General features: G+C 69.8%; 17 protein-coding genes. 8 read left to right on the forward strand and 9 right to left on the reverse strand.

Annotation, left to right across the window (positions count from 1 at the left end):
- Nucleotides 1-23: 23 nt before the first annotated feature.
- Entirely contained in the window at nucleotides 24-503 is a 480-nt protein-coding gene (locus tag AC3EO4_RS31255; RefSeq protein WP_379576978.1) for a MarR family winged helix-turn-helix transcriptional regulator, read from the reverse strand.
- A gap of 89 nt (nucleotides 504-592) precedes the next feature.
- On the opposite strand from AC3EO4_RS31255, the gene AC3EO4_RS31260 reads away from it, so the two are divergent.
- On the forward strand, nucleotides 593-1,543 hold the full coding sequence (locus AC3EO4_RS31260) for a quinone oxidoreductase family protein (protein WP_379576976.1): 951 nt from the start codon (nucleotides 593-595) through the stop codon (nucleotides 1,541-1,543).
- Between the two features lie 39 nt (nucleotides 1,544-1,582).
- On the opposite strand, the gene AC3EO4_RS31265 is transcribed toward AC3EO4_RS31260, so the two are convergent.
- The 5 genes from AC3EO4_RS31265 to AC3EO4_RS31285 are packed head-to-tail and all read right to left on the reverse strand — an operon-like array spanning nucleotide 1,583 to nucleotide 7,157.
- The gene (locus tag AC3EO4_RS31265; RefSeq protein WP_379576974.1) at nucleotides 1,583-2,542 is read right to left on the reverse strand and encodes an ABC transporter ATP-binding protein; all 960 of its coding nucleotides are present in this window, start codon (nucleotides 2,540-2,542) and stop codon (nucleotides 1,583-1,585) included.
- Complete coding sequence (locus tag AC3EO4_RS31270; protein WP_379576972.1) at nucleotides 2,542-3,486, reverse strand: ABC transporter ATP-binding protein; 945 nt, start codon at nucleotides 3,484-3,486, stop codon at nucleotides 2,542-2,544. Before AC3EO4_RS31270 ends, AC3EO4_RS31265 begins: the two co-directional genes overlap by 1 nt.
- Nucleotides 3,476-4,468, reverse strand: coding sequence for an ABC transporter permease (locus AC3EO4_RS31275; RefSeq protein ID WP_379576970.1), 993 nt, complete (start codon nucleotides 4,466-4,468; stop codon nucleotides 3,476-3,478). The genes AC3EO4_RS31270 and AC3EO4_RS31275 overlap by 11 nt, the downstream gene beginning before the upstream one ends.
- Nucleotides 4,465-5,421, reverse strand: a complete 957-nt coding sequence (locus tag AC3EO4_RS31280; protein ID WP_379576968.1) for an ABC transporter permease — start codon at nucleotides 5,419-5,421, stop codon at nucleotides 4,465-4,467. The genes AC3EO4_RS31275 and AC3EO4_RS31280 overlap by 4 nt, the downstream gene beginning before the upstream one ends.
- 26 nt (nucleotides 5,422-5,447) lie before the next feature.
- Nucleotides 5,448-7,157 (reverse strand): ABC transporter substrate-binding protein, encoded by a 1,710-nt coding sequence (locus tag AC3EO4_RS31285; protein ID WP_431898892.1) that lies wholly within the window; start codon nucleotides 7,155-7,157, stop codon nucleotides 5,448-5,450.
- A gap of 217 nt (nucleotides 7,158-7,374) precedes the next feature.
- On the opposite strand from AC3EO4_RS31285, the gene AC3EO4_RS31290 reads away from it, so the two are divergent.
- From AC3EO4_RS31290 to AC3EO4_RS31305, 4 genes are all read left to right on the forward strand, one after another.
- Nucleotides 7,375-9,702 carry an immune inhibitor A domain-containing protein gene (locus AC3EO4_RS31290; protein ID WP_431898893.1) on the forward strand — a complete coding sequence of 776 codons (2,328 nt, stop codon included), beginning with the start codon at nucleotides 7,375-7,377 and terminating at the stop codon, nucleotides 9,700-9,702.
- Nucleotides 9,703-10,117: 415 nt separating this feature from the next.
- Complete coding sequence (locus AC3EO4_RS31295) at nucleotides 10,118-10,369, forward strand: hypothetical protein (protein WP_379576962.1); 252 nt, start codon at nucleotides 10,118-10,120, stop codon at nucleotides 10,367-10,369.
- 32 nt (nucleotides 10,370-10,401) lie between these two features.
- Nucleotides 10,402-13,101, forward strand: coding sequence for an ADP-ribosyltransferase (locus tag AC3EO4_RS31300; RefSeq protein ID WP_431898894.1), 2,700 nt, complete (start codon nucleotides 10,402-10,404; stop codon nucleotides 13,099-13,101).
- Between the two features lie 2 nt (nucleotides 13,102-13,103).
- Nucleotides 13,104-13,478, forward strand: coding sequence for a hypothetical protein (locus tag AC3EO4_RS31305; protein ID WP_431898895.1), 375 nt, complete (start codon nucleotides 13,104-13,106; stop codon nucleotides 13,476-13,478).
- A gap of 196 nt (nucleotides 13,479-13,674) precedes the next feature.
- On the opposite strand, the gene AC3EO4_RS31310 is transcribed toward AC3EO4_RS31305, so the two are convergent.
- On the reverse strand, nucleotides 13,675-14,268 hold the full coding sequence (locus AC3EO4_RS31310; RefSeq protein ID WP_379576956.1) for an MBL fold metallo-hydrolase: 594 nt from the start codon (nucleotides 14,266-14,268) through the stop codon (nucleotides 13,675-13,677).
- A gap of 294 nt (nucleotides 14,269-14,562) precedes the next feature.
- Here AC3EO4_RS31310 and AC3EO4_RS31315 point away from each other — a divergent pair, with 294 nt between their 5' ends.
- Entirely contained in the window at nucleotides 14,563-14,949 is a 387-nt protein-coding gene (locus AC3EO4_RS31315) for an ROK family protein (RefSeq protein WP_379576952.1), read from the forward strand.
- 196 nt (nucleotides 14,950-15,145) lie between these two features.
- A complete protein-coding gene (locus tag AC3EO4_RS31320) occupies nucleotides 15,146-15,616 on the forward strand; it encodes a hypothetical protein (protein WP_379576951.1) in 471 nt (156 codons plus the stop codon).
- A 144-nt stretch (nucleotides 15,617-15,760) separates the two neighbouring features.
- Here AC3EO4_RS31320 and AC3EO4_RS31325 read toward each other — a convergent pair whose 3' ends face one another.
- Together AC3EO4_RS31325 and AC3EO4_RS31330 are read right to left on the reverse strand one after the other, a co-directional pair.
- Nucleotides 15,761-16,123 (reverse strand): DUF488 domain-containing protein, encoded by a 363-nt coding sequence (locus AC3EO4_RS31325; protein WP_379576949.1) that lies wholly within the window; start codon nucleotides 16,121-16,123, stop codon nucleotides 15,761-15,763.
- A gap of 284 nt (nucleotides 16,124-16,407) precedes the next feature.
- Entirely contained in the window at nucleotides 16,408-17,277 is an 870-nt protein-coding gene (locus AC3EO4_RS31330) for an alpha/beta fold hydrolase (protein ID WP_379576947.1), read from the reverse strand.
- Between the two features lie 100 nt (nucleotides 17,278-17,377).
- Here AC3EO4_RS31330 and AC3EO4_RS31335 point away from each other — a divergent pair, with 100 nt between their 5' ends.
- Nucleotides 17,378-20,422, forward strand: a complete 3,045-nt coding sequence (locus tag AC3EO4_RS31335) for an ATP-binding protein (protein ID WP_431898896.1) — start codon at nucleotides 17,378-17,380, stop codon at nucleotides 20,420-20,422.
- Nucleotides 20,423-20,450: the final 28 nt, after the last annotated feature.

Genomic DNA, 20,450 nt, shown 5'->3' on the forward strand with positions numbered 1-20,450 from the left:
ACAGCGGTTATCCCCGGCTCGACTCAGGTCGGCAGGGGGCGAGGGGATGGCGACTTGGCAGGTCGGGGAGTCTGTTCGATCAGGGTTTCGATGGCTCGATCGAGAAGGTCGCCGAACTGCCTGTGCTCAGCGGGGGTGAACTTGTCGATGAGGGCCTTCTCGAGCACGTTGACTTCTTGGTAGGCCCCGTCGAGGAGGTGCCGGCCGGCGTCGGCGAGGGTGGCGATCATGACCTTGGCGTGCACGGGCGACGCCTGCCGGTCGATGAGGCCCTTGGCCTGCATGCCGGTGAGGACCGTGGCCATGCTCTGCTGGGTGACGCCGCAGGCGCGGGCCAACTGGGCACCGGACATGCCGTCATCGCGGGAAAGGGCGAGCAGCACCGTGTACTGGGTCATGGTGAGCCCATAGGTACGCAGGACGGCTTCGTGATGGGCCATCAGAGCCTGTTCGGCGCGGCGGATCCTGGTGCACAGGTATTCCTCGGCGGACACATCGGCCATGTTTGTCACAGCTTCCTCACTTGGCTCAGCTTCCTGAGACTCACTACCGTTCGAGTATCAGGATACTGAGTCAACCAAGAAGGTTGTGAATGATGAAGGCTGCAGTGCTCGCCACCGACGACCAGTTCCGCGTGACCGAGATCGCCGAGCCCGTCCCCGGGCACGGGGAGGTGGCGATCCGCGTCGCCTACGCGGGTGTCCAGTGGGGGGATGTGCTCGTGCGTGAAGGTCACTTCCCGACCCCTCGTCCCTTCGTACCCGGCTTCGAGGCGGCCGGGCGGATCATCGCGGTCGGCGAGGGGGTCGATCCGGCACGCGTCGGCGAGCAGGTCATCGCACTGACCAGTTCGGGCGCCTTCGCGGAAGTCGTTGCCGTTTCCTCGGTGCTGGCGATCGCGGCGCCCGCCCTGGACCCGCGGACCGCCGCCGCGTTCGGCTGGGTCACTCCCACCGCCTACGACCTGATCAACACAGTCGCGGGTGTCGGACCGGGCCAGAGCGTGCTGATCCACGCGGCGGCCGGCGGGGTCGGCACGCTCGCGGGGCAGTTCGCCAGGGCCGCAGGCGCGGGGCGGGTCGTCGGCGTCGTGGGCGATGCGGAGCAGGTCGACTACGCGCGACGGCTCGGTTATGACCAGGTGCTCAGCCGTGAGGACTTCCCCCAGGCTCTGGACGGGGAGCACTTCGATGTGATCCTCGACCCCATCGGCGGCCAGACGCGGCTGGCCTGCCTGGAACGCCTGGCGCCGCACGGCCGGCTCGTGGTCTACGGCAACATCGCCACCTTCGAGCCCGTCTCGGTCTCGGCCAACGATCTGCTGATGCAGGGCACCTCGATGCTGACCTACAACAGCAACCTGCTCAGCCGGACCCATCCCGAGCGGCTCGCCGGCAGCGCACGCCGCGCGCTGGAGCTGGTCGGGGACGGCAGGGTCGGCATCGACATCACCGCCGAACACGAGCTGGCCGACGTCGAGACCGCCATCGCCGATCTCGCCGGTGGAGCGACCCGCGGCAAGAGCATCGTCCGGATCGGATGACGTCAGTCAACCGTCATCGCGTGGCGGACCTGCGCTCCATCATCCGGGAAAGTGACAGGCCACCTGCCGTTTCTCGTGGATCCGCAGCACCGGTTCCTCCTGCGCGCAGAGCGGGGCGGCCATCGGGCAGCGGGGATGAAAGGTACAGCCGGCGGGCGGGTTCGCCGGTGAGGGCAGATCTCCGCGCAGCACGATGCGCTCCCTGTTGCGCTCGATCTTCGGATCGGGCACGGGCACGGCCGAGAGCAGGGCCTTCGTGTAGGGGTGAGCGGGACGCCGATAGACCTCGTGCTTGTCCCCGATCTCCACGATCCGGCCCAGGTACATCACCGCGACCCGGTCGCTCACCCGGCGCACGACGGACAGATCGTGGGCGATGAAGACGTAGGTCAGCCCGAGTTCGCGCTGCAGACCTTCCATCAGGTTGACGATCTGCGCCTGTACGGAGACGTCCAGCGCCGACACCGGCTCGTCGGCGATGACGAGTTTGGGCCGGGTGGCCAGGGCGCGCGCGATGCCGATGCGCTGGGCCTGGCCGCCGGAGAACTCGTGCGGGTAGCGGTCGATGTGCTCGGGGATCAGGCCGACCAGGTCCAGCAGTTCCTTCACCTTCGCGCGCACCTCTGAGAATCCCTGGACGATCAGCGGGTTCGCGATGATCTGGCCGACGGTCTGCCTGGGGTTCAGCGATGAGTACGGATCCTGAAAAATCATCTGAAGGTCGCGGCGGAGCGGGCGCATCTCCCCCTGGCTGACGTGGGTGATGTCCCTGCCCTCGAAGGTGATCGAGCCTGCGGTGGGTTCCAGCAGCCGCACGATCATGCGGCCAGTCGTGGACTTGCCGCAGCCTGACTCCCCGACCAGGCCGAGCGTCTCGCCCTGCCGTACCTCGAAGGACACTCCGTCGACCGCCCGTACCGCGAGGTCGCGCCGGCGGGCGAAGGGAACGGTGAGGGGAAAGCTCTTGCGCAGGTCGGATACCCGCAGCAGGTCGTCCATCAGGCGCTCCCAAGGTGACAGGCGGCGAGGTGGCCGGGAGAGGTCCGGGTGAGGAGCGGCAGGTCCCGCTCGCAGACCTCCATACGCTGCGGGCATCGGGGATGGAAGGCGCAGCCGGACGGCGGCGCCAGCAAGGACGGCGGGGAGCCGGGGATCGTGCGCATGGGTGTGTCGTCGTCCTCGTCCAGGCGGGGCAGCGAGTCGAGGAGGCCGCGGGTGTAGGGGTGCCTGGACCTGTCGAAGATCTCGTCGGCGGAGGCCTGCTCGGCGACACGCCCGCCGTACATGACCAGCACCTCGTCTGCGACCCGCGCCACCACGCCGAGATCGTGGGTGATCAGGACGACCGCGAGCCCGCGGTCGTCCTGGATCTTCTTGATCAGTTCGAGGATCTGGGCCTGCACGGTCACGTCGAGTGCGGTCGTCGGCTCGTCCGCGATCAGAAGGTCCGGCTCGCAGGCCAGGGCCATCGCGATCATCACTCGCTGGCGCATGCCTCCGGAGAACTGATGGGGGTAATCGCCCACCCGATCCTTCGGTGACGCGATGCCGACCTCGGCGAGCATCTCCATCGCGCGTTCCCTCGCGGCCCGGCGCGAGGACCCGAAGTGGAGCCGGTGGGCCTCGGCGATCTGCTCGCCCACGGTGTAGTGAGGGTGGAGCGACGACAGCGGATCCTGGAAGATCATCGCCATCCGGCGGCCCCGCAGCCTGCGGAGGCTCTCCGGCGGGGCTCCCACGAGCTGCTGCCCGTCGAACAGGATCTCACCGGAGACCTCGGCCTCACGATGCAGACCCATGATGGCGAGGCTGGTGACCGACTTGCCGGAACCGGACTCGCCGACGATGCCGAGCGTGCGGCCCTTGTCCAGGCGGAAACCGACGTTGTCGACCGCCCGCAGGCCCCTGAAGGCCACCCCGAGCCCCTTGACTTCAAGCAGCATGTCTCACCCTGGGGTCCACGATGCCGTAGAGCAGGTCCACGACCAGGTTGGCGATGACGATGAAGAACGCGGCGAGCAGCGTCGTGCCGAGCACCACCGGGTGGTCCTGGGCGGTGATGCTGTTCACGGTGAGCTTGCCGATACCGGGCAGGCCGAAGATGGACTCGGTGATGATCGCGCCGCCCATCAGTCCGCCGAGGTCCATTCCGAAGATGGTCACGATCGGGGTGAGCGCGGCCCTGAGCCCGTGCTTGACCACGACGGTCCGCTCGCGCAGGCCCTTGGAGCGGGCGGTGCGGATGTACGGCTCGCCCATCGTCTCGATCATGGAGGAGCGGCTCTGCCTGGCGTACATGGCGGCCGACAGGACCGCCAGCGCGATCCAGGCGAGCACCAGGTTCTGGGCCCAGGTCAGGGGGCCCTCACCGAACGGGGTGTAGCCCGGGTACGGCATCAGCTGGAGCACCTGGACCACCACGTAGAGGAGCATCGGCCCGACGAAGTAGATGGGCAGGGCCGCCGCGGCGACGGTCGACACGACCAGCGTCCGGTCCAGCAGGGTGTCCTTGCGCAGGGCCGATACGACGCCGACGCCCAGCCCGCCGATCAACCAGAGTGTGGCGGCGCCGACGGCCAGGGAGAAGGTCACGGGCAGGCTCTCCAGGAGGAGGTCCCAGACCGGCTGCCCGCTCTGCCAGGAGTAGCCGAGGCAGGGAAAGCCGCATGCGATCGCGTACTGGCCGGTGCCCAGGGTCCGCCCGGCGAAGATGCCCGTCACATAGTCGTAGAACTGGGTGGGAAGCGGCCGGTCCAGGCCCATCTGGTTGCGGATCTCGGCGATCCGCTCGGGAGAGCAGCTCTTGCCGCAGGCGGTGACGGCCGGGTCGGTGGGCAGCAGGTAGAAGATGGCGAAGGTCACCGCGCAGATCACCAGCAGGACGCCGGCGACCGCGGCCAGCCGGCGCGCGAGGTAAATGATCATTTGCGGGCGCCTTTGGGGTCGATGGCGTCCCTGAGCCCGTCACCCAGCAGGCTGAATCCCAGGACGACGAGGAACAGGCACAGGCTGGGGATGACGAAGTACATCGGGTCGACCTGGTAGTACGTCACCGCGTTGGAGAGCATCTCCCCCCACGAGGGCGTCGGCGGCCGGATGCCGATGCCGAGGAAGGACAGCGCCGCCTCGGCGCTGATCAGCCCGGGGACGAGCAGCGTCACGTAGGCGATGATCGGCCCTGAGACGTTGGGCAGGATCTCCTTCAGCAGGATCCGGTGATCGCGGGCGCCGCTCGTCCTCGCCGCGTCCACGAACTCACGTCGTTTGACCGAGAGCGTCTCGCCCCTGACGATGCGCGCGATTCCGGGCCAGCTGAAGAACCCGATCACGGCGATGAGCAGGACGATCCGGTTGGCGTCCGGAGTCACCGACATGATGGCGATCATGAAGATGAGACCGGGGAAGGACATCAGCAGGTCGATGAGCCGGCTGATCACCGTGTCGACCCAGCCGCCGAAGTAGCCGGCCGCGATGCCGAAGAACGTGCCGAGCACCACCACGACCGCCGCGCTGGTGAAGGCGATGAGCAGGGAGACCCGGGCGCCCTGGACGATCCGGCTGAAGATGTCCCTGCCGCTGACCGGCTCGACGCCGAACCAGTGCTCGGCGCCGATCCCGCCCAGAGCCCCCCGGGGGATCCCGGCGAGGTTGGCGTCGATGGCGGTCTTGTCCGGCTGGGCGGGATCCCAGCCGCTCAGCGCGGTGATCAGCGGGGCCGCCAGGGCGACGACAAGGAAGAAGGTCACGATACCGAGGCCGGTCATCGCGGCACGGTTCGCGCGGAGACGGTCAAGGACGAGCCCCCATGGGGAACGCCCTGCCGGGGTGGCGGAGTCCGCCGCCCCGGCCGTCTCCGCTGCGTCGAGCGGAGTCTTCATGCGTGTCCTCTTGGTGGGAGGGCCCGTTACCGGGAAAGGCTCGGGTTCTTCAGGCCGATCACGCCGAGATCGGGGTTGCCCTCCCAGATGGGGTGGCCTACGGCGCCCGCGACGTTCGAGCCGTACAGGTTGTTCTGCTTGGCCCACTGGTACGGCACGGCGGGCGACTTCGACATGATCAGGTCCTCGAGGTCGAGCCATGCCTTGTTCGCGGCCTCGGCGTCGGCCATCGCGTTGATCTCATCGATCTTGGCCATGACCTCCTTGTCCTTGAAGAAGGAGTTGTTGCCGCCGCTGGAGTTCTCGGTGATCGTGCGGCCGTCGAAGATGATCGGCAGGAAGGTCGAGCCCGAGGGGTAGTCGGGGCACCAGCCACCGATCTGGATGTCCGGCGCCTTGGTGGGGTCACTGGTGATGCCGCCGACGGCCGAGGCCTCCACCAGGTCGATCTGCATGTCGATGCCGACCCGCTTGAGCGCGGTCTGGAGTGCCTCCGCTCCGGGCTTGGCACCGTTGGACGTCACCAGCCTGATCTTCAGGCCGCCGGTGACTCCGGCCTCGGCGAGCAGGGACTTCGCCTTCTCGACGTCTCCGGTCGGCGGGATGCGCAGGATGTCGCGCTTCACGCCGCCGGTGAGGCCCGGCGGCAGGATCGCGCCCGCGATCTCGGTGATCTGGGGGCCGCCCGACGCCGTCTGCAGCGCCTCCTTGTCGACGGCGTACTGCACGGCCATGCGGACCTTCGGGTTGTCGAAGGGCGCACGCGAGGTGTTCAGGTACAGCATGCCCGTGCAGCCGTCCATCGAGCTGACCATCCGCTTCTGAACCTGCGGGTTGGACAGGACCTTGGGCAGGCTCGCGAGTGCGACGTCGACGTAGCCCACCGCCGAGCGGTCAGCACCCTGGTCGGCGATGAGCCGGGTGTCGATGGTCCCGCCGCCCACTGTCTGCTTGACGACGATCCTGTCGGGATAGGCCTTGCGCACCTCGTCGGTGGCGGGGTCCCAGTGCTCGTTGCGGACCAGGATCAGTTCGGTCTTGCGCTGATACTTCTCGATCTTGTAAGGGCCCGAGGAGAAGGGGCGGCTGTCGTAGTCGACGCCCTTGTCCTGCGCCTGCGGCACCGGCGCGAACGTCGGCAGCGTCACCGTCTGGCCGAATTCCGCGACCGGGCGTTTGAGCTTGAAGACGATCGTCTTGTCGTCCGGGGTCTCGATCGAGGACAGGTGCTCGCCCTTGAGCGGGCCCTTGTACTTCTCTCCTCCCGCAAGGTAGAGGATCGCGTAGTTCGGGCCGCCGGGAAGCTCCGGAGAAAATGAACGTTCAACATTGTATTTGACGTCCTGGGCCTTGATGGGCGTTCCGTCCTCGTATTTCACGCCGTCCTTCAGCGTGAACGTCCAGACCTTGCCCCCCTCGGAGGGCGTGCCGAGGTCGGTGGCCAGGTCGGGCACGATCTCCGAGCTGCCCGCCTTGTAGGTGGTCAGCGTGCGATAGAGGAGCCGGGTGCCGAAGCCCATGTCCCGCATGGTCCAGTTGCGAGCGGGATCGAGATGCACGAAGTCCTGGTTGGACAGGATGTTGAGGGTTCCGCCCTTGACCGGCCCCTGGCCGGATGTCGCGGTTCCCGCGGGGTCGTTCTTACCCGAAGTTCCGCCGCCGGAGCAGGCGGCGAGCCCGAGCACGAGCGCGGTGGCGAGCGCGAGTAAGTGTCCGCCGTCCTTGGTACCAGCCATATGTCACCCCAAGTGGATCGCTTGAACGATCTGAGTGACCCGTAACATAATAATGTGAAATAGCACTATCAAGTGGCGTTACCGACTCGTAGCCTCCGGGCGCAATGGGTCTCGGCCATCTCACATTCACCCCTATGCCAGATCATTAACATGTGACATATTACGCGCGACCACCCGTGCGGCCGAAGATCGGCCCATGTCGGAAGGAACCCCCCGCGTGCGTAAACTCACCGCAATGCTCGCCATCGGGCTGGCCGGAACGGTCCTGGGCGCCTCGGCGCTGCCCGGACTCGCCTCCGCCGATCCGGGACCGACGCCCACCCCCTCCGCGAAGGTCACCGCCACCCCGCCGGGCGAGGGACGTCACCAGGAGGACGTCCTCAACCCGATCGCCGTGCAGGAACGTTCCTTACGCGACAAGGCCATGGAACACGTGCTCTCGAACCCCAAGGTGAGCGCGCGAGCTTCCGGCAAGGTGAAGATCGGCGACCGGTACGTCGAACTCGCCCTCGAACGCAAGGACAAGATCTTCACCGTCCTCGCCGAGTTCGGCGACAAGATAGACAACCAGACCCTGCACACCGGCCAGATCCGCTACGGCGGCGTGCCCGGCCCGCTGCACAACCAGATCCCGAGGCCGCAGCGAAGCTACGACAACCACACCCTCTGGCAGCGGGACTTCAACCGGGCCTACTACCAGGACATCTACTTCAACGACGCCGAAGGCGCCAACTCGCTGCGCAACTTCTACCGGCTGCAGTCCTCGGGCCGCTACGACATCGACGGCTACGTCTCCGACTGGGTGAAGGTCCCCTACAACGAGTCCCGGTACGGCACGCCGCGCTGCGACAGCGGCCTGGACTGCGACACTCCCCTGTTCGACTTCGTCAAGGACTCCGCCAACGCCTGGTACGACGTCGAACGCGCCAAGGGCCGCAGCGTCGAGGACATCACGGCGGAGCTCAAGAGCTTCGACGTCTGGGACCGATACGACCACGACGGCGACGGGAACTTCGACGAGCCCGACGGCTACCTCGACCGATTCCAGGTCATCCATTCCGGCGTCGACCAGACATGGGGCGGGGGCGCGCAGGGCGCCGACGCGCTCTGGGCGGTCAGCCACGACGCCTACTGGAACCTGCGCGGGCGCACGGGCCCCGCCGGCAACCTGCGCGGCGGCACCCAGATCGGCGACACCGGCCTCTGGGTCGGCAAGTTCCTGACCGCAGGCGAGAACAGCGGCGTCGGCCTGATCGCCCACGAGTACGGCCACGATCTGGGCCTGCCCGACCTGTACGACGGCGGCGGCAGCAACAGCGTCGAGTTCTGGTCGCTCATGTCGAGCGGCTCCTACCTGGGCACGAAGAACGGGCAGACCGGGGAGTTCCCTGGGGACCTGGACGCGTGGAGCAAGCTGCGGCTCGGCTGGCTCAGCCACGACAGGGCCAGGGCCGCCACCGCCTCCACCCACACCCTCGGAGTGAGCTCCTACAACACCGCCGATCCGCAGGCCGTCATCGTCGACCTGCCGGCGCACACGGTCACCACCGAGCTGGTCGACCCCGTCCAGGGGTCCTTCCAGTGGTGGAGCGGCAAGGGCGACTACCTCAACGAGACGCTCACCCGCGAACTCGACCTCACCGGGCTGACGACGGCCAGGCTCGACGCCAAGGTCTGGTACCAGATCGAGCAGGACTTCGACTATCTCTACGCCGAGGTCTCCGAGGACGGCACCTCATGGACTCCGATCGGCGGCACCGTCGGCGGGCAGCCGATTCCCTCCGTCGACGGCGTCCCCGGCATCACCGGCCGCAGCGGCTGGACCGACCTCAGCCTTCCCCTGGACGCCTACGCGGGCAAGAAGATCCGGTTCCGGTTCCGCTACGTCACCGACACCAACACCGTCGAGAACGGTTTCCTCATCGACTCCATCACCGGCGTCGTCCAGGACGACGTCGAAGCCGGCGACAACGGCTGGACCGCCGTGGGCTTCAGCCGTACAGGGAAGACCGGCAGGAAGGACCACCCGCGCGCCTACATCGCCGAGAACCGGCGCTACGCCGGTTACGGCGCCTACCTCAAGACCGGTCCGTACAGCGCCGGCTTCTCCAACGACCCCGCGCGGCGGGAGATCTACGAGCACTACCCCTATCAGGACGGCCTGCTCATCTGGCTGTGGGATACCGCCTACACCGACAACGCCACCCGTAACCACGTCGGCGAGGGCATGATCCTGCCGATCGACGCCCGTGCCGTCCCGCTGCTCTGGAAGGACTACACCAAGGTCAACAGCCGGATCCAGGTGTTCGATTCAGCCTTCGGCCTGACCCCGACCGACCGGGTGGCGCTGCACAAGGACAGCACGAAGACGATCTTCCCGGCGCTGCCGGGGGTCTCCTCCTTCAACGACCGCACCGGCGTCTACTGGTACAGCACCAACCCCCAGCAGGGCGTCATCCCGCCCGACACCAACACCAGGATCGACGTGGTGAAGGAAGCGAACAAGGGCCTGCGAACCACCATCAAGGTGGGTCCTGCCTCCTGAACAACCCGGGTCCGCCGCGCGCAACGAGCCCCACTTGCGCGGCGGACCCGGCCACTCGCCCATGCGCTTTCTCTCCTTGAGCGCCAGAACCGGCTCCTCCGGGCGCCGGGAATCGGCTTGCACCGTCTCGCTCGACGAGCCCAACGGGTCGGCAGGCGCGTGACGACCGGGCATCCAATAACAATCACCACATTCACCCGGTAGCGGGCATCGGCGGACTTATCATGATCGTCACAGCGCTGACGAAAGGGGAGGTGCGCCCTGTGGCGGACACATTCAGCACATCGTTCGACGACCTCGCCGACACGTGCACGCCGTTGTCGCGCAGGCTCGGGTCCGGCGCCTCCGGACTGGGGACAGCGTGAGCGACCAGGGCTATTCCGCCTCGTCGAACCGGCTCCGCGGAGGAGGTGCCATGGCCCGCGACCACCACGACAGCGTGGCCGCGGCCAAGCGCGACCTGCGCGCGGCCCTCGACAGGGACAGGGCCGCGCTCGGCGACGACCAGTACGGCGTCGAGTTGCACCGGAATCTCCCCACCATCGAGCGGGAGGTCTACGCCGCGTTCGACGCCTACCTCGCCGAACTCGACGACATGGACACGGGCCTGCAGGCGAACGCCACGCTCTACGAAGGCGTCGAGCACGTCAACGGGGGCACCGGGTGATCCCTGCCCGGCTCCACGGCTGACGATCGCGTATGGGTTTCGACGGATGCGTGGTCCCCGAGTTCCTCCGGCCGCACATCGACTGGGTCACCGGCATGGCCTGGCCGGAGGGGGACCCTGAGGGATGCTTCCGGATGGCCGACGCCTGCGTGGTGGCGGCGCACCGGGTGGTCGCCGGCACCGAGGCGGCCGACCCCGCCGTCGCCAGTATGATCGGCGACTCCTGGAACGGAGCAGCCCAGCAGGCGTTCGTCCGCCACGTCGAGCAGACCGTGGGCGGACGGCGGGCCGAACTGGTGCAGCGGCTCATCCGCGCGGCGATCTCGCTGAACGGCGTCGGCGTCACGATCCAGCACGCGCAGCGCATGATCACGTTCATCGTGGTCTTCCTGCTCATCGTGCTGCCGCTGGTGCTGTGGCAGGCGCCGTGGCTGCTCCGCCCTGTCCTGCAGGTCTCCAGGATGAGCGCGCTACAGATCCGCAACACCACCCTGATGCTGATGGGTGTCTTCGCCGGCTTCGGCGGTGCGGTGGAACTCCTGGTGCAGGCGACCCAGATCGAGGGTGGGCGGCGCGACACGTTCGACACCGACCAGCTGCTGATGGCCGTGCGGGACGGAGCCATCAACGGGCTGCTGACAGGGCTGCTCGGCTGCGGGCTGGGCCGCCTGGCGCCACCGGCGCTGCACGCCGGGGTGGCGCGGGCCGAGGCGGCCTTCGGCGAGCGGCTGCTGGCGGGGTTGATGCACACCCTTCCCGGCCAGGCGTTGCAGTACGGCGTCGCGGGGTCGGCCACCACCGCGATCAGCCTGAAGATAGACGGCCGGCCACTCGACTGGGACCTCATCCTCAAGAGCGGCACCGCGGGGGCGCTGGGCGCGGACGGCCAGCACCTGGCGTCGCCGCTGCTCCTGGGACGCCGTGGCGAAGGCGGCGCCGTACCGCCTCCAGACCACCTGCCGCAAGATCCGCCATCCCCCGGCTCCGCGCCACCGAAAGACCCGCCGGGCTTCGGACCGGTGCCCGATCCCAGGCGGGTGCCGCCGGACCCTGGACCGGCGACGCCCCTTCCGGCCTTCGACGCGCCTGGCGACCGGGGACCGGCCGCTGAGAGGCCCGCGCGCCAGGACGGCGAACGCGCCAGCCACCTCGCGGAAGCCCCGCCGAACGTCGGCACCCCACCGGACGTGCGGTCCGGCACACCTGAGCCGCCCTTCCGCGACGCCCATGCCGGGACCGGCCTGCAGGCCACCGCCGCGCGTCATGACGTGCCCGCGGTCGCGCCCGTGCGCGGCGCCGAACCTGTCGCCGGAGCACGCCCCCCGGGAGCCGTGCCGGACTCCCTCGCGCACCCTCCTCGGCAGGCCGTTCGGGAAGGCGCTCCCGCGCATCGAGGCGACGGCGGCGGCAGGGCGGCGGGGCCGGACGAGCCCGCCGTGCGCAACGGGCAGGGCCAGACACCCCAGGACCGGGCGGAAGCGGGTGGCCCATCGCGGCCGTCGATCGACGACCTGATCAACCAGCCGTCCGACCCACCCGAGGCCCACGGGCCGGTGCACAACGACACGCCCGGCCGCGAAGGAGGGGACGGCCGGGACCGGCCGGATCCGAGCACGCTTCCTGCGGACGAGACCGCCGGCGGGCCGCAGGTGCGTGACGCGCCGCCGACCGGGGCGGACGGCATCCGGCCGCTCCACGACGCCAGGAACGCGCTGGCCGAAGGCGACGTGGCAGGCGCACGTGCGGCGGCCGACGCGGCCGCGGCCGACGCCTTGAGAGCGCGGCGGTCCCCCGACGTCTCCGATGCCCTTCGGGCCCGCGCTGACGCGGAGGCCGTACAGGCGGGGCGAATCGCCGACATGGCGGAAGTGATCCATCGCCATGGAGACGCTCCCGCGGAGAGGCTGGCACTGCTCAAGCGATTCGACATCACCATCGAGGTCAAGCTCTTCCACGAGCACGACGGCAGGTCCGGTGGAGCCTCCTACGACCCCGCGACGAACACCCTTCTGGTGCGTCAGCGGGTCGAGGGGAAGCCACCAGGTGAGGAACTCGTCGCCGGTCTCAACCGGAACTTCTGGCGGATGAGCGAGCGCCACTTCCTCAGCCAGGAGATCACCGGCTGGAACGGCCTCTCCGGATGGAGTGACGGGGCAGCCCGCTTCCATGCCGACAGTGATTACGCCGCCTGGGTGGAACGCCACATGACCCCGCAGTCGGAGCGGTTCACCACGGCCTCGCGGGAGGCGCTGCGCGCCTATCGGCGGAACGATACCTTCCCCGAGATCAACCAGCCGCTCCGGCAGATGACCGAGCCATCGCCGGAAGCGGCGGCGCACATCGCCGACATGGACGCCGCGATGCTGCAATCAGTGGTCCCCGAGGACATCGTGGTGTCCAGGCAGGTGCTTGTGGACGCCTTCGACCGGCCGATGGACCGTCTCGAGGGCACGACCCAGGAGGATCTCGCCTTCCTGTCCACGTCCACCAACAAGCATCCTCCCCCCTATGAGCACTTCGTCCAGCGCTACACCATGGTCAAGATCTGGCTCAGGGTCCCCGCCGGCACGCACGCCGTCCACATGCGGGGGCTCTTCCCCGACATCGAGCGGTCGGAGGGGCCGTCGAGCGAGCTCCTGCTGGCCAGGGGAAGTCGGTACAGGGTGGACAAGGTGCTGGTCGAGAACAACCAGTACAAGGTGTTCGCCACCGTCCTGAGAGACGAGGACTGATCATGGATTCGCCGCGTGACAACCCCGCCTTCCACACCATCAGCGTTCCTGACGAATGGTCGTGGACGGCGTCCGGCGCGATCTCCTTCGTCCCGGTCACCCTGTCTGGCATGACGCTGGGCTACCTGTGGGCCGCCGCCCGCGAGGAGTCGGCCGGATTCGTCCCCGCTGAGTCCGCCGGAGCGGAGGGCCGGAACGCGGCCATCGCCTGGGTCGGGCGCCTGCGCGAAGCCAAGGCCGCGGGCGACCTGCCGCTCACGGCCCTGCACCGGTGGGCTGGTGAACCGGAGGACCAGGTCTGCGGCACCGTCCAGACGCAGGCACAGAGCGAGCTGCCCGCGCTGACGGCGCTCGACGAGCTGGCCCGGCGCGACTGACGCACGCGCACGTGCAGGTCGACGCCGCCGCCGGCGGAGATGAGCGTGGACAGGACCTTCACCATGGTGGTCTTGCCGGCTCCACCGGGAGGAAGTCCTTCCAGGCTGAGGGAGGCCGGCCGGTCGACGATGACCGCACAGGGGCGGGAGCCGGTGAAGGTCCCGGTGCTGCCGCTGACCTCGACGTTTTCGAGCGTCAGCGCGGAGTGGCCGCTGTCGGGGTGAAGGGTGCGCCGTGCCCGGGGACGATGAGGTCGGCGACGGCCAGTACGCGCTCCCTGCTGGTCCGGAGGAGACGGCGATCGATGGTGACCGGGTCGTCGGCGGGGCCGTCGGCCCGCCACCACAGGTCGCCCGCGAAGGCCACGACGCCCTGGGCGGTGCCGGCCAGCAGGGTGATGTCCTCGGCGCTGTGGCCGGGGGTGGCGATCAGCCTGATCGACGGGGAGAACGCGTAGCCCTCAGCCTCCCTGCTCGTCCACTCATGACCACGGTAGATCGCCTTGTGGTCGTGGATGCGCGCCTGGCCGAACAGGCCCACGTTGAGGATGTTGTCGGGGTGGTGGTGGCTGAGCACGACGTCGGTGATGTCGTCCGTCTTCAGGCCGAGATCGGCCAGCGCGTCGGTGATCAACGACTGGCTCGCGACCATGCCGGGGTCCACCACGATTCTGAGGTCGCCCTCGGTGACGTAGGACACGGTGGCGGCCACGCCGGGTCCCGTGGAGGTCGTGTATCCGGTGGCCAGGACATGGAAGGCGGCCGAACGGCCGCTGGGTGCGTCGGTCATGGGAGCCAGGAGACGACCGACCTGCCCGTCGAGCACATCGCTCGTCACGTCGGCTACGGCAGCGCCGCCGTGTTCAGAGAGCGGTTCGCGCTGCGCCGCGGCGTGCCGCCCCGCGACTACCGCAGAGCCTTCAGGCAGCGCTGAGACCTGGAATCGGCAGGCCACGCCGAGGCAAGGCGCGCCCGGGTCGTTGCAGCGCATGCGAGGAGGTGGCCGGCCGTCGAGGCGTAGCCGCCCGGCCTGATCCCCAAGCTGCACCTCGGCCGCAACGGCGCCGCCGGAGAGATCGGCGTGATGAGCGCCTTCGGGTGGTACACCGCGTTGGACCGGTTCTACGCCTACGGCCAGGACGAGGGCTCGACCGCGGAGGCCGCCGAGCGGGTCTTCGTGGCGGTGCGCAGGGGCGACCACAAGGCGGGCGCCATCGTCCGGGACTTCGCCCGCGACCTGGCCAGAGGTGTGGGCGCGGCGATTCTCACCATGGACCCCGAGCTGGTCGTGCTCGGTGGCGGCATGTCAGGTGCTGGTGACCTGCTGGTGGGACCCCTGCGTGAGGAGCTCGCTGAGCTCTGCCTCTTCCCCGTGCGGGTGGAGGCGTCGACGCTGGGCAGCGAATCGGTGGCATTGGGAGCGGTACGGCTGGCGCTCGACCACGTGGAGAGCGCGCTGTTCGACGTGTGACACGGCGGACGTCGAGTGCCGCGGCCGGCGCAGGACCGCCATCGTGCGCACGGGGCTCCGATGTCCCCCGACGGGCAGCCCCGATAGGGCCTCGGCTGTCAGGTCAGGACGCGTTTCACGGTGCTGAAGGGGGTAGTTTCGGCAGAGGGCCGGCTGGTTCACGCAGCAGGCCGCCACCACCTGAGCAGAAGAGACCATGACGTCAACACCGGCCACTCCCACGGCCGCCGAGGTGCGCGAGCTCGCCACCCACGCCGAGGAGCTTGCGGCCGCCATCGACAACCTGGCGGGCGTACTGTCGCAGGCCGACCCCCAGGGCCGGGCCGGATTCCGGCTGCCGGACGCCGCCGGCCTCGTCCGCCAGGCCGCCTACGAGCTGTTGGAGACCGCCTGCGATCTCCGGCCCGCCTACCGGCTGTTCACCTTCTGCAGCATGGGCTGGGGAGTATGCCCCGAACACGGCAGCACCCTGATCGCGGCCGGCGGCACAACCCACTGCGCCACCCCCGGCTGCGGCCGAACGTGGGGTTACCGGCGCGAGATCGCCCCGTGCGCCGAGCTCGCCACCCACCGCCTGATCGACATCGCAGGCGAGACGCTCCTGTGCGCGGGGCATGCCGTCGATGCCCGCAACAGCGGCGGCCGGGTGGAGCCTTTCACGCCCTGAAGGCAGCGGAGACTTCTTCCTCTCCGTGCCCGGCGCCCGGCCGAGGATCTCCGTACCGCGATCCGCGACCTACCCCTGATGGGAATCTCGGCGTCGAACGGCCACGCCGGCGGCCGCGTGGACCGTACCGCTGCTCTGGGACGGTCAGCCCCGGAGCAGTTCGGCGAGCACCTCGGCTTCGCTGATGTCGGGATGCCTGGTCGCGGTGAGCAGTGTCAGAGTTCGGCCCTTGGCGAGGTCGCGCAGGTGCTCCAGCGCGGCCGCGCGCTGGGGATCCTCGAGCTCGGCCCGGTAGCGGAGGCTGAATTCCGCGAAACGCTCGGGGTCGTGGCCATACCACTTGCGCAGTTCCGTGGACGGTGCGACCTGCTTGCACCACTCGTCGAGGTGGGCTTTCTCCTTGGTCATTCCGCGGGGCCAGATCCGGTCGACCAACACTCTGGCGCCGTCAGCCTGCTCCGGAGCCTCGTAAACCCTGCGGACGTGCACCGTCCTCTTGTGTGCCATGGTGGGCCCCCTCGCGAGTGGGTGCTCGGCTTCTTGCGGCATCTGCCGTGGAAACGAGTGATGAGCTCGCCGCTTCGCCCTGCCAGGGGCCTTCCGGCTGGGTCCGCGGCGCGAACGCTTGGCATGTGCGGGTCAGAGGGGTTGCCTCCCACGCTATCCCGTTGTTCGTCACAGCCTGGCCCTGGCCCGGCCCTTCACGACGACGGCGATCGCCGCGCTCGACCGGTCGGCGGTCATGCTCGATCGGCGCAGGCGGGTTGGAACGCGCAGGCGCCGGGCGGCGGTCAGCGGGTCAGGAGGCTCCGCAGGGCCTTGATGACCTCGGCGGGGTCCTCCTCGGCCATGAAGTGCCCAGCGGTCACGGTGTGGTGCTCCAGCCGGGGAGCCCAGGCACGCCAGAGGTCCGCGGCGTCGAACCCGAGCATCGCGCCCCAGTCCTGTTGCAGGACGGTGACGGGCATCCGCAGGGTGTTGCCCGCCTCACGGTCGGCCCGATCGTGTTCGACGTCGATGCCGGCCGAGGCCCGGTAGTCGGCGACGATCGAGGGGACCGCCTCGCGGGACGCTTCCAGGTAGGCGGCGCGGATGTCGGCCGGGATGGCGCCGGGGTCGAGGGTCCACGCGTCCAGGAAGTGGCCGAAGAAGGCGTCGGCGCTCGCGCTGATCATCTGTTCGGGCAGGCCGGGGGGTTGCGCCATCAGGAAGAGGTGGAAGCCGACGGCGGCCGAGGTTCCTCGCATGACGTTCCACATGTCCAGCGTGGGCAGGACGTCGAGGCAGGCCAGGTGGGTGACGGTGCCGGGGTGGTCGAGCCCGGCGCGGACGGCGACCAGGGCGCCCCTGTCGTGTCCGGCCAGGGCGAAGCGGTCGTGCCCGAGGGCGCCGGCGAGCGCGACGATGTCGGCGGCCATCGTCCGCTTGGAGTAGGCGCTTCCGTCGGGCTCGGCAGGCTTGTCGCTGTCGCCGTACCCGCGCAGGTCGGGGCAGATGACAGTGTGGTCGGCGGCCAGGTCGGCCGCGACGTGCCGCCACATCAGGTGGGTCTGCGGGAAGCCGTGCAGCAGCACGATCGGGCTGCCCGAGCCGCCCACGGCGACGTTGAGCGCCACGCCGTCCGCCACGGTGATCCGCTGACGGTCGAATCCGGTGATCATGAGGTTCTCCCCTTCGGTTGACAGGAACAGCCTGGGCGAGGCGACTGAGCGCCTGGTCAGCGGCCACTGAGCAGGACGAAGCGCAGCTAGGATGGGAGAAGTGATCGAATTCGGGGTGCTCGGGCCGTTGCAGGCCCTCGACGGGCAGCGGAGGCCCGTCGAGCTCAAGGGGCCCCGGCACCGGGAGCTCCTGGCCAGGCTGCTGATCGCCAGGGGCAGGGTGGTCCCGGTGGACTGGCTGATCGCTGACCTGTGGGACGACCCGCCCGAGGGCGCGCTCGGGACCGTGCAGACCTTCGTGTCCGCGCTTCGACGGGCCCTGGAGCCCGACCGCCTGCCTCGCGCGCCGGCCGAGCTCCTCGTCACGGCCGCGCCTGGGTACGCGCTGCGGGCCGAACAGCAGAACGTGGACGCCTGGCGGTTCGAGAAGGCGGTCGCCGACTCCCGTGAGCTTCCTCCCGAGCGGGCCATGGCGCTCCTCGACGGGGCGCTGGCGCTCTGGCGGGGGCCTGCCTACGCCGAGTTCGCCGACCGGGACTGGGCCCGTGGCGAGATCACCAGGCTCGGCGAGCTGAGGCTCCTCGCCATCGAGCGGCGAGCGGAGGCGGCGCTGGCGCTCGGCCTGGCCGCCGACGTGGTGGCCGATCTGGAAACCCAGGTCGGCGGGCACCCGTACCGTGAGGACGCCTGGCGGCTTCTGGCTCTGGCGCTGTACCGCTCCGGCCGCCAAGGCGACGCCCTCGGCGTGCTCCGCAGGGCCAGGGAGAGCCTGGTCGAGGAGCTGGGCGTGGATCCGGGTCCCGAGCTGCGCAGGCTGGAGGCCGACATCCTGGCCCAGGCTCCGCATCTGGCCCTGCCCGCGCGGGAGGGGCATTCCTCGCCACGCCCCTTCTTCGGCCGGACCGAAGAACTGGCCGCCCTCCAGCGGCCTGCCACCACCCTGGGACTGATCTCAGGCGAGGCGGGAGCGGGCAAGACCGCCCTCGCGGAGGAGCTGGCGCGACGGCTCCGGGCGCAGGGCTGGACCAGCGTCCGGGGAGCCGGCTCCGAAGGCGGTGGTGTGCCGGCGGCCTGGCCGTGGAGCCGGATCCTCGCCGCGCTCGGTGCCGTCGCCGACTTCCCAGCCGACAGGTTCGCCCTGCGCCGTCACGTCGCGGCCGCCGTGGCGCGGGCGGCCGAGCGGGCACCGCTGCTGCTGATTCTTGACGACCTGCAGTGGGCCGGCGAGGAGACGTTGGACCTGCTGGTCTCTCTGTCCGCCGAGCCGCCGCGGGGGCGCGTCCTGATCGTCGGAACCTACCGCTCCACCGAGCTCACTCCTGCGCTGACCGCGGCGCTTGCCAGGCTCGCCCGGGCCGAACCCACCCGGGTCCATCTCGGCGGCCTGCCCGAGGAGGCGGTGGCCGACCTCGTCGCCGCCGTCTCCCACCGGAAACCCGAGCCCGCCTCCATCAAGATCATTTATGGCCGGAGCGCGGGAAATCCCTTCTACGTCCGCGAACTGGCCAGCCTCTATGACGCCGAGGGCGTGGCGGGCCTGTCGGACGTGCCCCACGGGATCCGCGACGTCGTACGCCACCGGCTGTCCGGGCTTCCCGAGCGGAGCCGCGACGTTCTGCGTCAGGCCGCGGTGCTCGGCCAGGAGGCGGATCTGGTGGTGCTGACCGAGTTGACGGGCGACGAGGAGACGGTTCTGCACGCGGTCGAGGACGCGACGCGGGCCGGATTCGTGGTCGAACCAGGGGCCGAACGGGTGGCCTTCGCCCATGCCCTGGTCCGCGACACGCTGTACGACGACATGACCCGCAGTCGTCGGGCCCGCTTCCACGCCCGGACAGCGGAGATCGTCGAGCGGCTCAGGCCGTACGACATCGAGACCATCGCTCACCACTACGTGCGCGCGCAGAGCCGCGCCACCGCGCCGCGCGCCGCCCACTACGCGAGGGCCGCGGCCGAGCGTGCGGAGCGGCGCTTCGCTCCGCACCTGGCGGCGCGGCTGTGGCGGGACGCGTTGGGCGCTCACGACCTTCGGGAGGATCAGGACGTACGGGCGCGGCTGGAGATCGTGATGGGGCTGGTGCGGGCGCTGGCGCTCATCGGCGACCTGGACACCGCCAGGACCTTCCGTGCCCAGGCCCTCGCCGCGATCGGCGAGCTCGACGACCCGGACCTGTCCTCGCAGGTGCTCGGGGCCTTCGACGTCCCCGCCGTCTGGACGACCAACGACGACGAGCCCCTGTCCCGCCGGGTCGTCGCCGCCGCAGAGCGCGCCCTGGCCGCCCTTCCGCCCGAACGGCCGGCCGAGCGAAGCCGGCTGCAGAGCACCATCGCCCTCGAATCCCGGGGCGCCGGCAGCGCGCGAGCGCACGACGCGGCGGCGGAGGCCGAGGCGCTCGCCCGCCGCGCAGGGGATCCGGTACTGCTGGCCTTCGCGCTCAACGGCCGTTACATGCAGTCCTTCCACCGCACAGGGCTGGCCCCCGAGCGGATCGGCATCGGGACCGAGCTGCTGGCTCTGGCCGTTCAGAATGACCTGCCCGGATTCGAGGTCACCGGACACCTGATCCTGCTGCAGGCGCACTCCGCCCTGGCCGACTTCGAGGCCGCCGACCGGCACGCCGCCGCGGCCGACGCCTTCGCCGAGTGGCACGACATCCCCCTGGTCGGCGTCTTCACCCAGTGGTACGCGGCGCTGCGGCTCGCGGTCGAAGGCCGTACGGCCGAAGCCGAGGCCGCCTACCGCTCCGCGGCGTCCCGCCTGAACAGCACCGGCATGCGAGGGATGGCACGTGGTCTGCTGCCTCTCGCGCTGCTCTCTCTCGACAGGGACACGGTGGACTGGAGCGCCGACTTCGGCACCTGCCGCGAGTGGGCGCACGCACTGCGGCTGCTGGTCTCGGGCAGGTCCGAGGAGGCGGCCGTGGCCCTGCGCACGCTCCCGGCCTCGCCGCGCGACCTGCTCTACGAGGCGCGGCTGGCCCTCGAAGCCAGGGTCGCGATCGGCGTCCGCGACCACACCGCGATGAAGCGGCTCAGGCGGGAGCTCCTGCCTGCCGCGAACGAGCTGGCCGGCGGCGGAACGGGGCTGCTCAGCCTCGGTCCCGTCCGGCACTATCTGGACGGGCTCGCGGAGGCGTCGGCCTGAGGCGAGGAAGTTGCGCAACCGCGGTCAC

This window comes from Nonomuraea sp. bgisy101, from assembly GCF_057708945.1.

Excerpts from the sequence above, each read along its gene's own strand:
- AC3EO4_RS31255 (WP_379576978.1), bottom strand. The coding sequence starts at position 503 with ATGGCCGATGTGTCCGCCGAGGAATACCTGTGCACCAGGATCCGCCGC.
- AC3EO4_RS31275 (WP_379576970.1), bottom strand. The coding sequence starts at position 4,468 with ATGATCATTTACCTCGCGCGCCGGCTGGCCGCGGTCGCCGGCGTCCTG.
- AC3EO4_RS31295 (WP_379576962.1), top strand. The coding sequence starts at position 10,118 with ATGGCCCGCGACCACCACGACAGCGTGGCCGCGGCCAAGCGCGACCTG.
- AC3EO4_RS31330 (WP_379576947.1), bottom strand. The coding sequence starts at position 17,277 with ATGATCACCGGATTCGACCGTCAGCGGATCACCGTGGCGGACGGCGTG.
- AC3EO4_RS31300 (WP_431898894.1), top strand. The coding sequence starts at position 10,402 with ATGGGTTTCGACGGATGCGTGGTCCCCGAGTTCCTCCGGCCGCACATC.
- AC3EO4_RS31315 (WP_379576952.1), top strand. The coding sequence starts at position 14,563 with ATGAGCGCCTTCGGGTGGTACACCGCGTTGGACCGGTTCTACGCCTAC.
- AC3EO4_RS31325 (WP_379576949.1), bottom strand. The coding sequence starts at position 16,123 with ATGGCACACAAGAGGACGGTGCACGTCCGCAGGGTTTACGAGGCTCCG.
- AC3EO4_RS31260 (WP_379576976.1), top strand. The coding sequence starts at position 593 with ATGATGAAGGCTGCAGTGCTCGCCACCGACGACCAGTTCCGCGTGACC.
- AC3EO4_RS31320 (WP_379576951.1), top strand. The coding sequence starts at position 15,146 with ATGACGTCAACACCGGCCACTCCCACGGCCGCCGAGGTGCGCGAGCTC.
- AC3EO4_RS31310 (WP_379576956.1), bottom strand. The coding sequence starts at position 14,268 with ATGACCGACGCACCCAGCGGCCGTTCGGCCGCCTTCCATGTCCTGGCC.
- AC3EO4_RS31265 (WP_379576974.1), bottom strand. The coding sequence starts at position 2,542 with ATGGACGACCTGCTGCGGGTATCCGACCTGCGCAAGAGCTTTCCCCTC.
- AC3EO4_RS31285 (WP_431898892.1), bottom strand. The coding sequence starts at position 7,157 with ATGGCTGGTACCAAGGACGGCGGACACTTACTCGCGCTCGCCACCGCG.
- AC3EO4_RS31270 (WP_379576972.1), bottom strand. The coding sequence starts at position 3,486 with ATGCTGCTTGAAGTCAAGGGGCTCGGGGTGGCCTTCAGGGGCCTGCGG.
- AC3EO4_RS31280 (WP_379576968.1), bottom strand. The coding sequence starts at position 5,421 with ATGAAGACTCCGCTCGACGCAGCGGAGACGGCCGGGGCGGCGGACTCC.
- AC3EO4_RS31305 (WP_431898895.1), top strand. The coding sequence starts at position 13,104 with ATGGATTCGCCGCGTGACAACCCCGCCTTCCACACCATCAGCGTTCCT.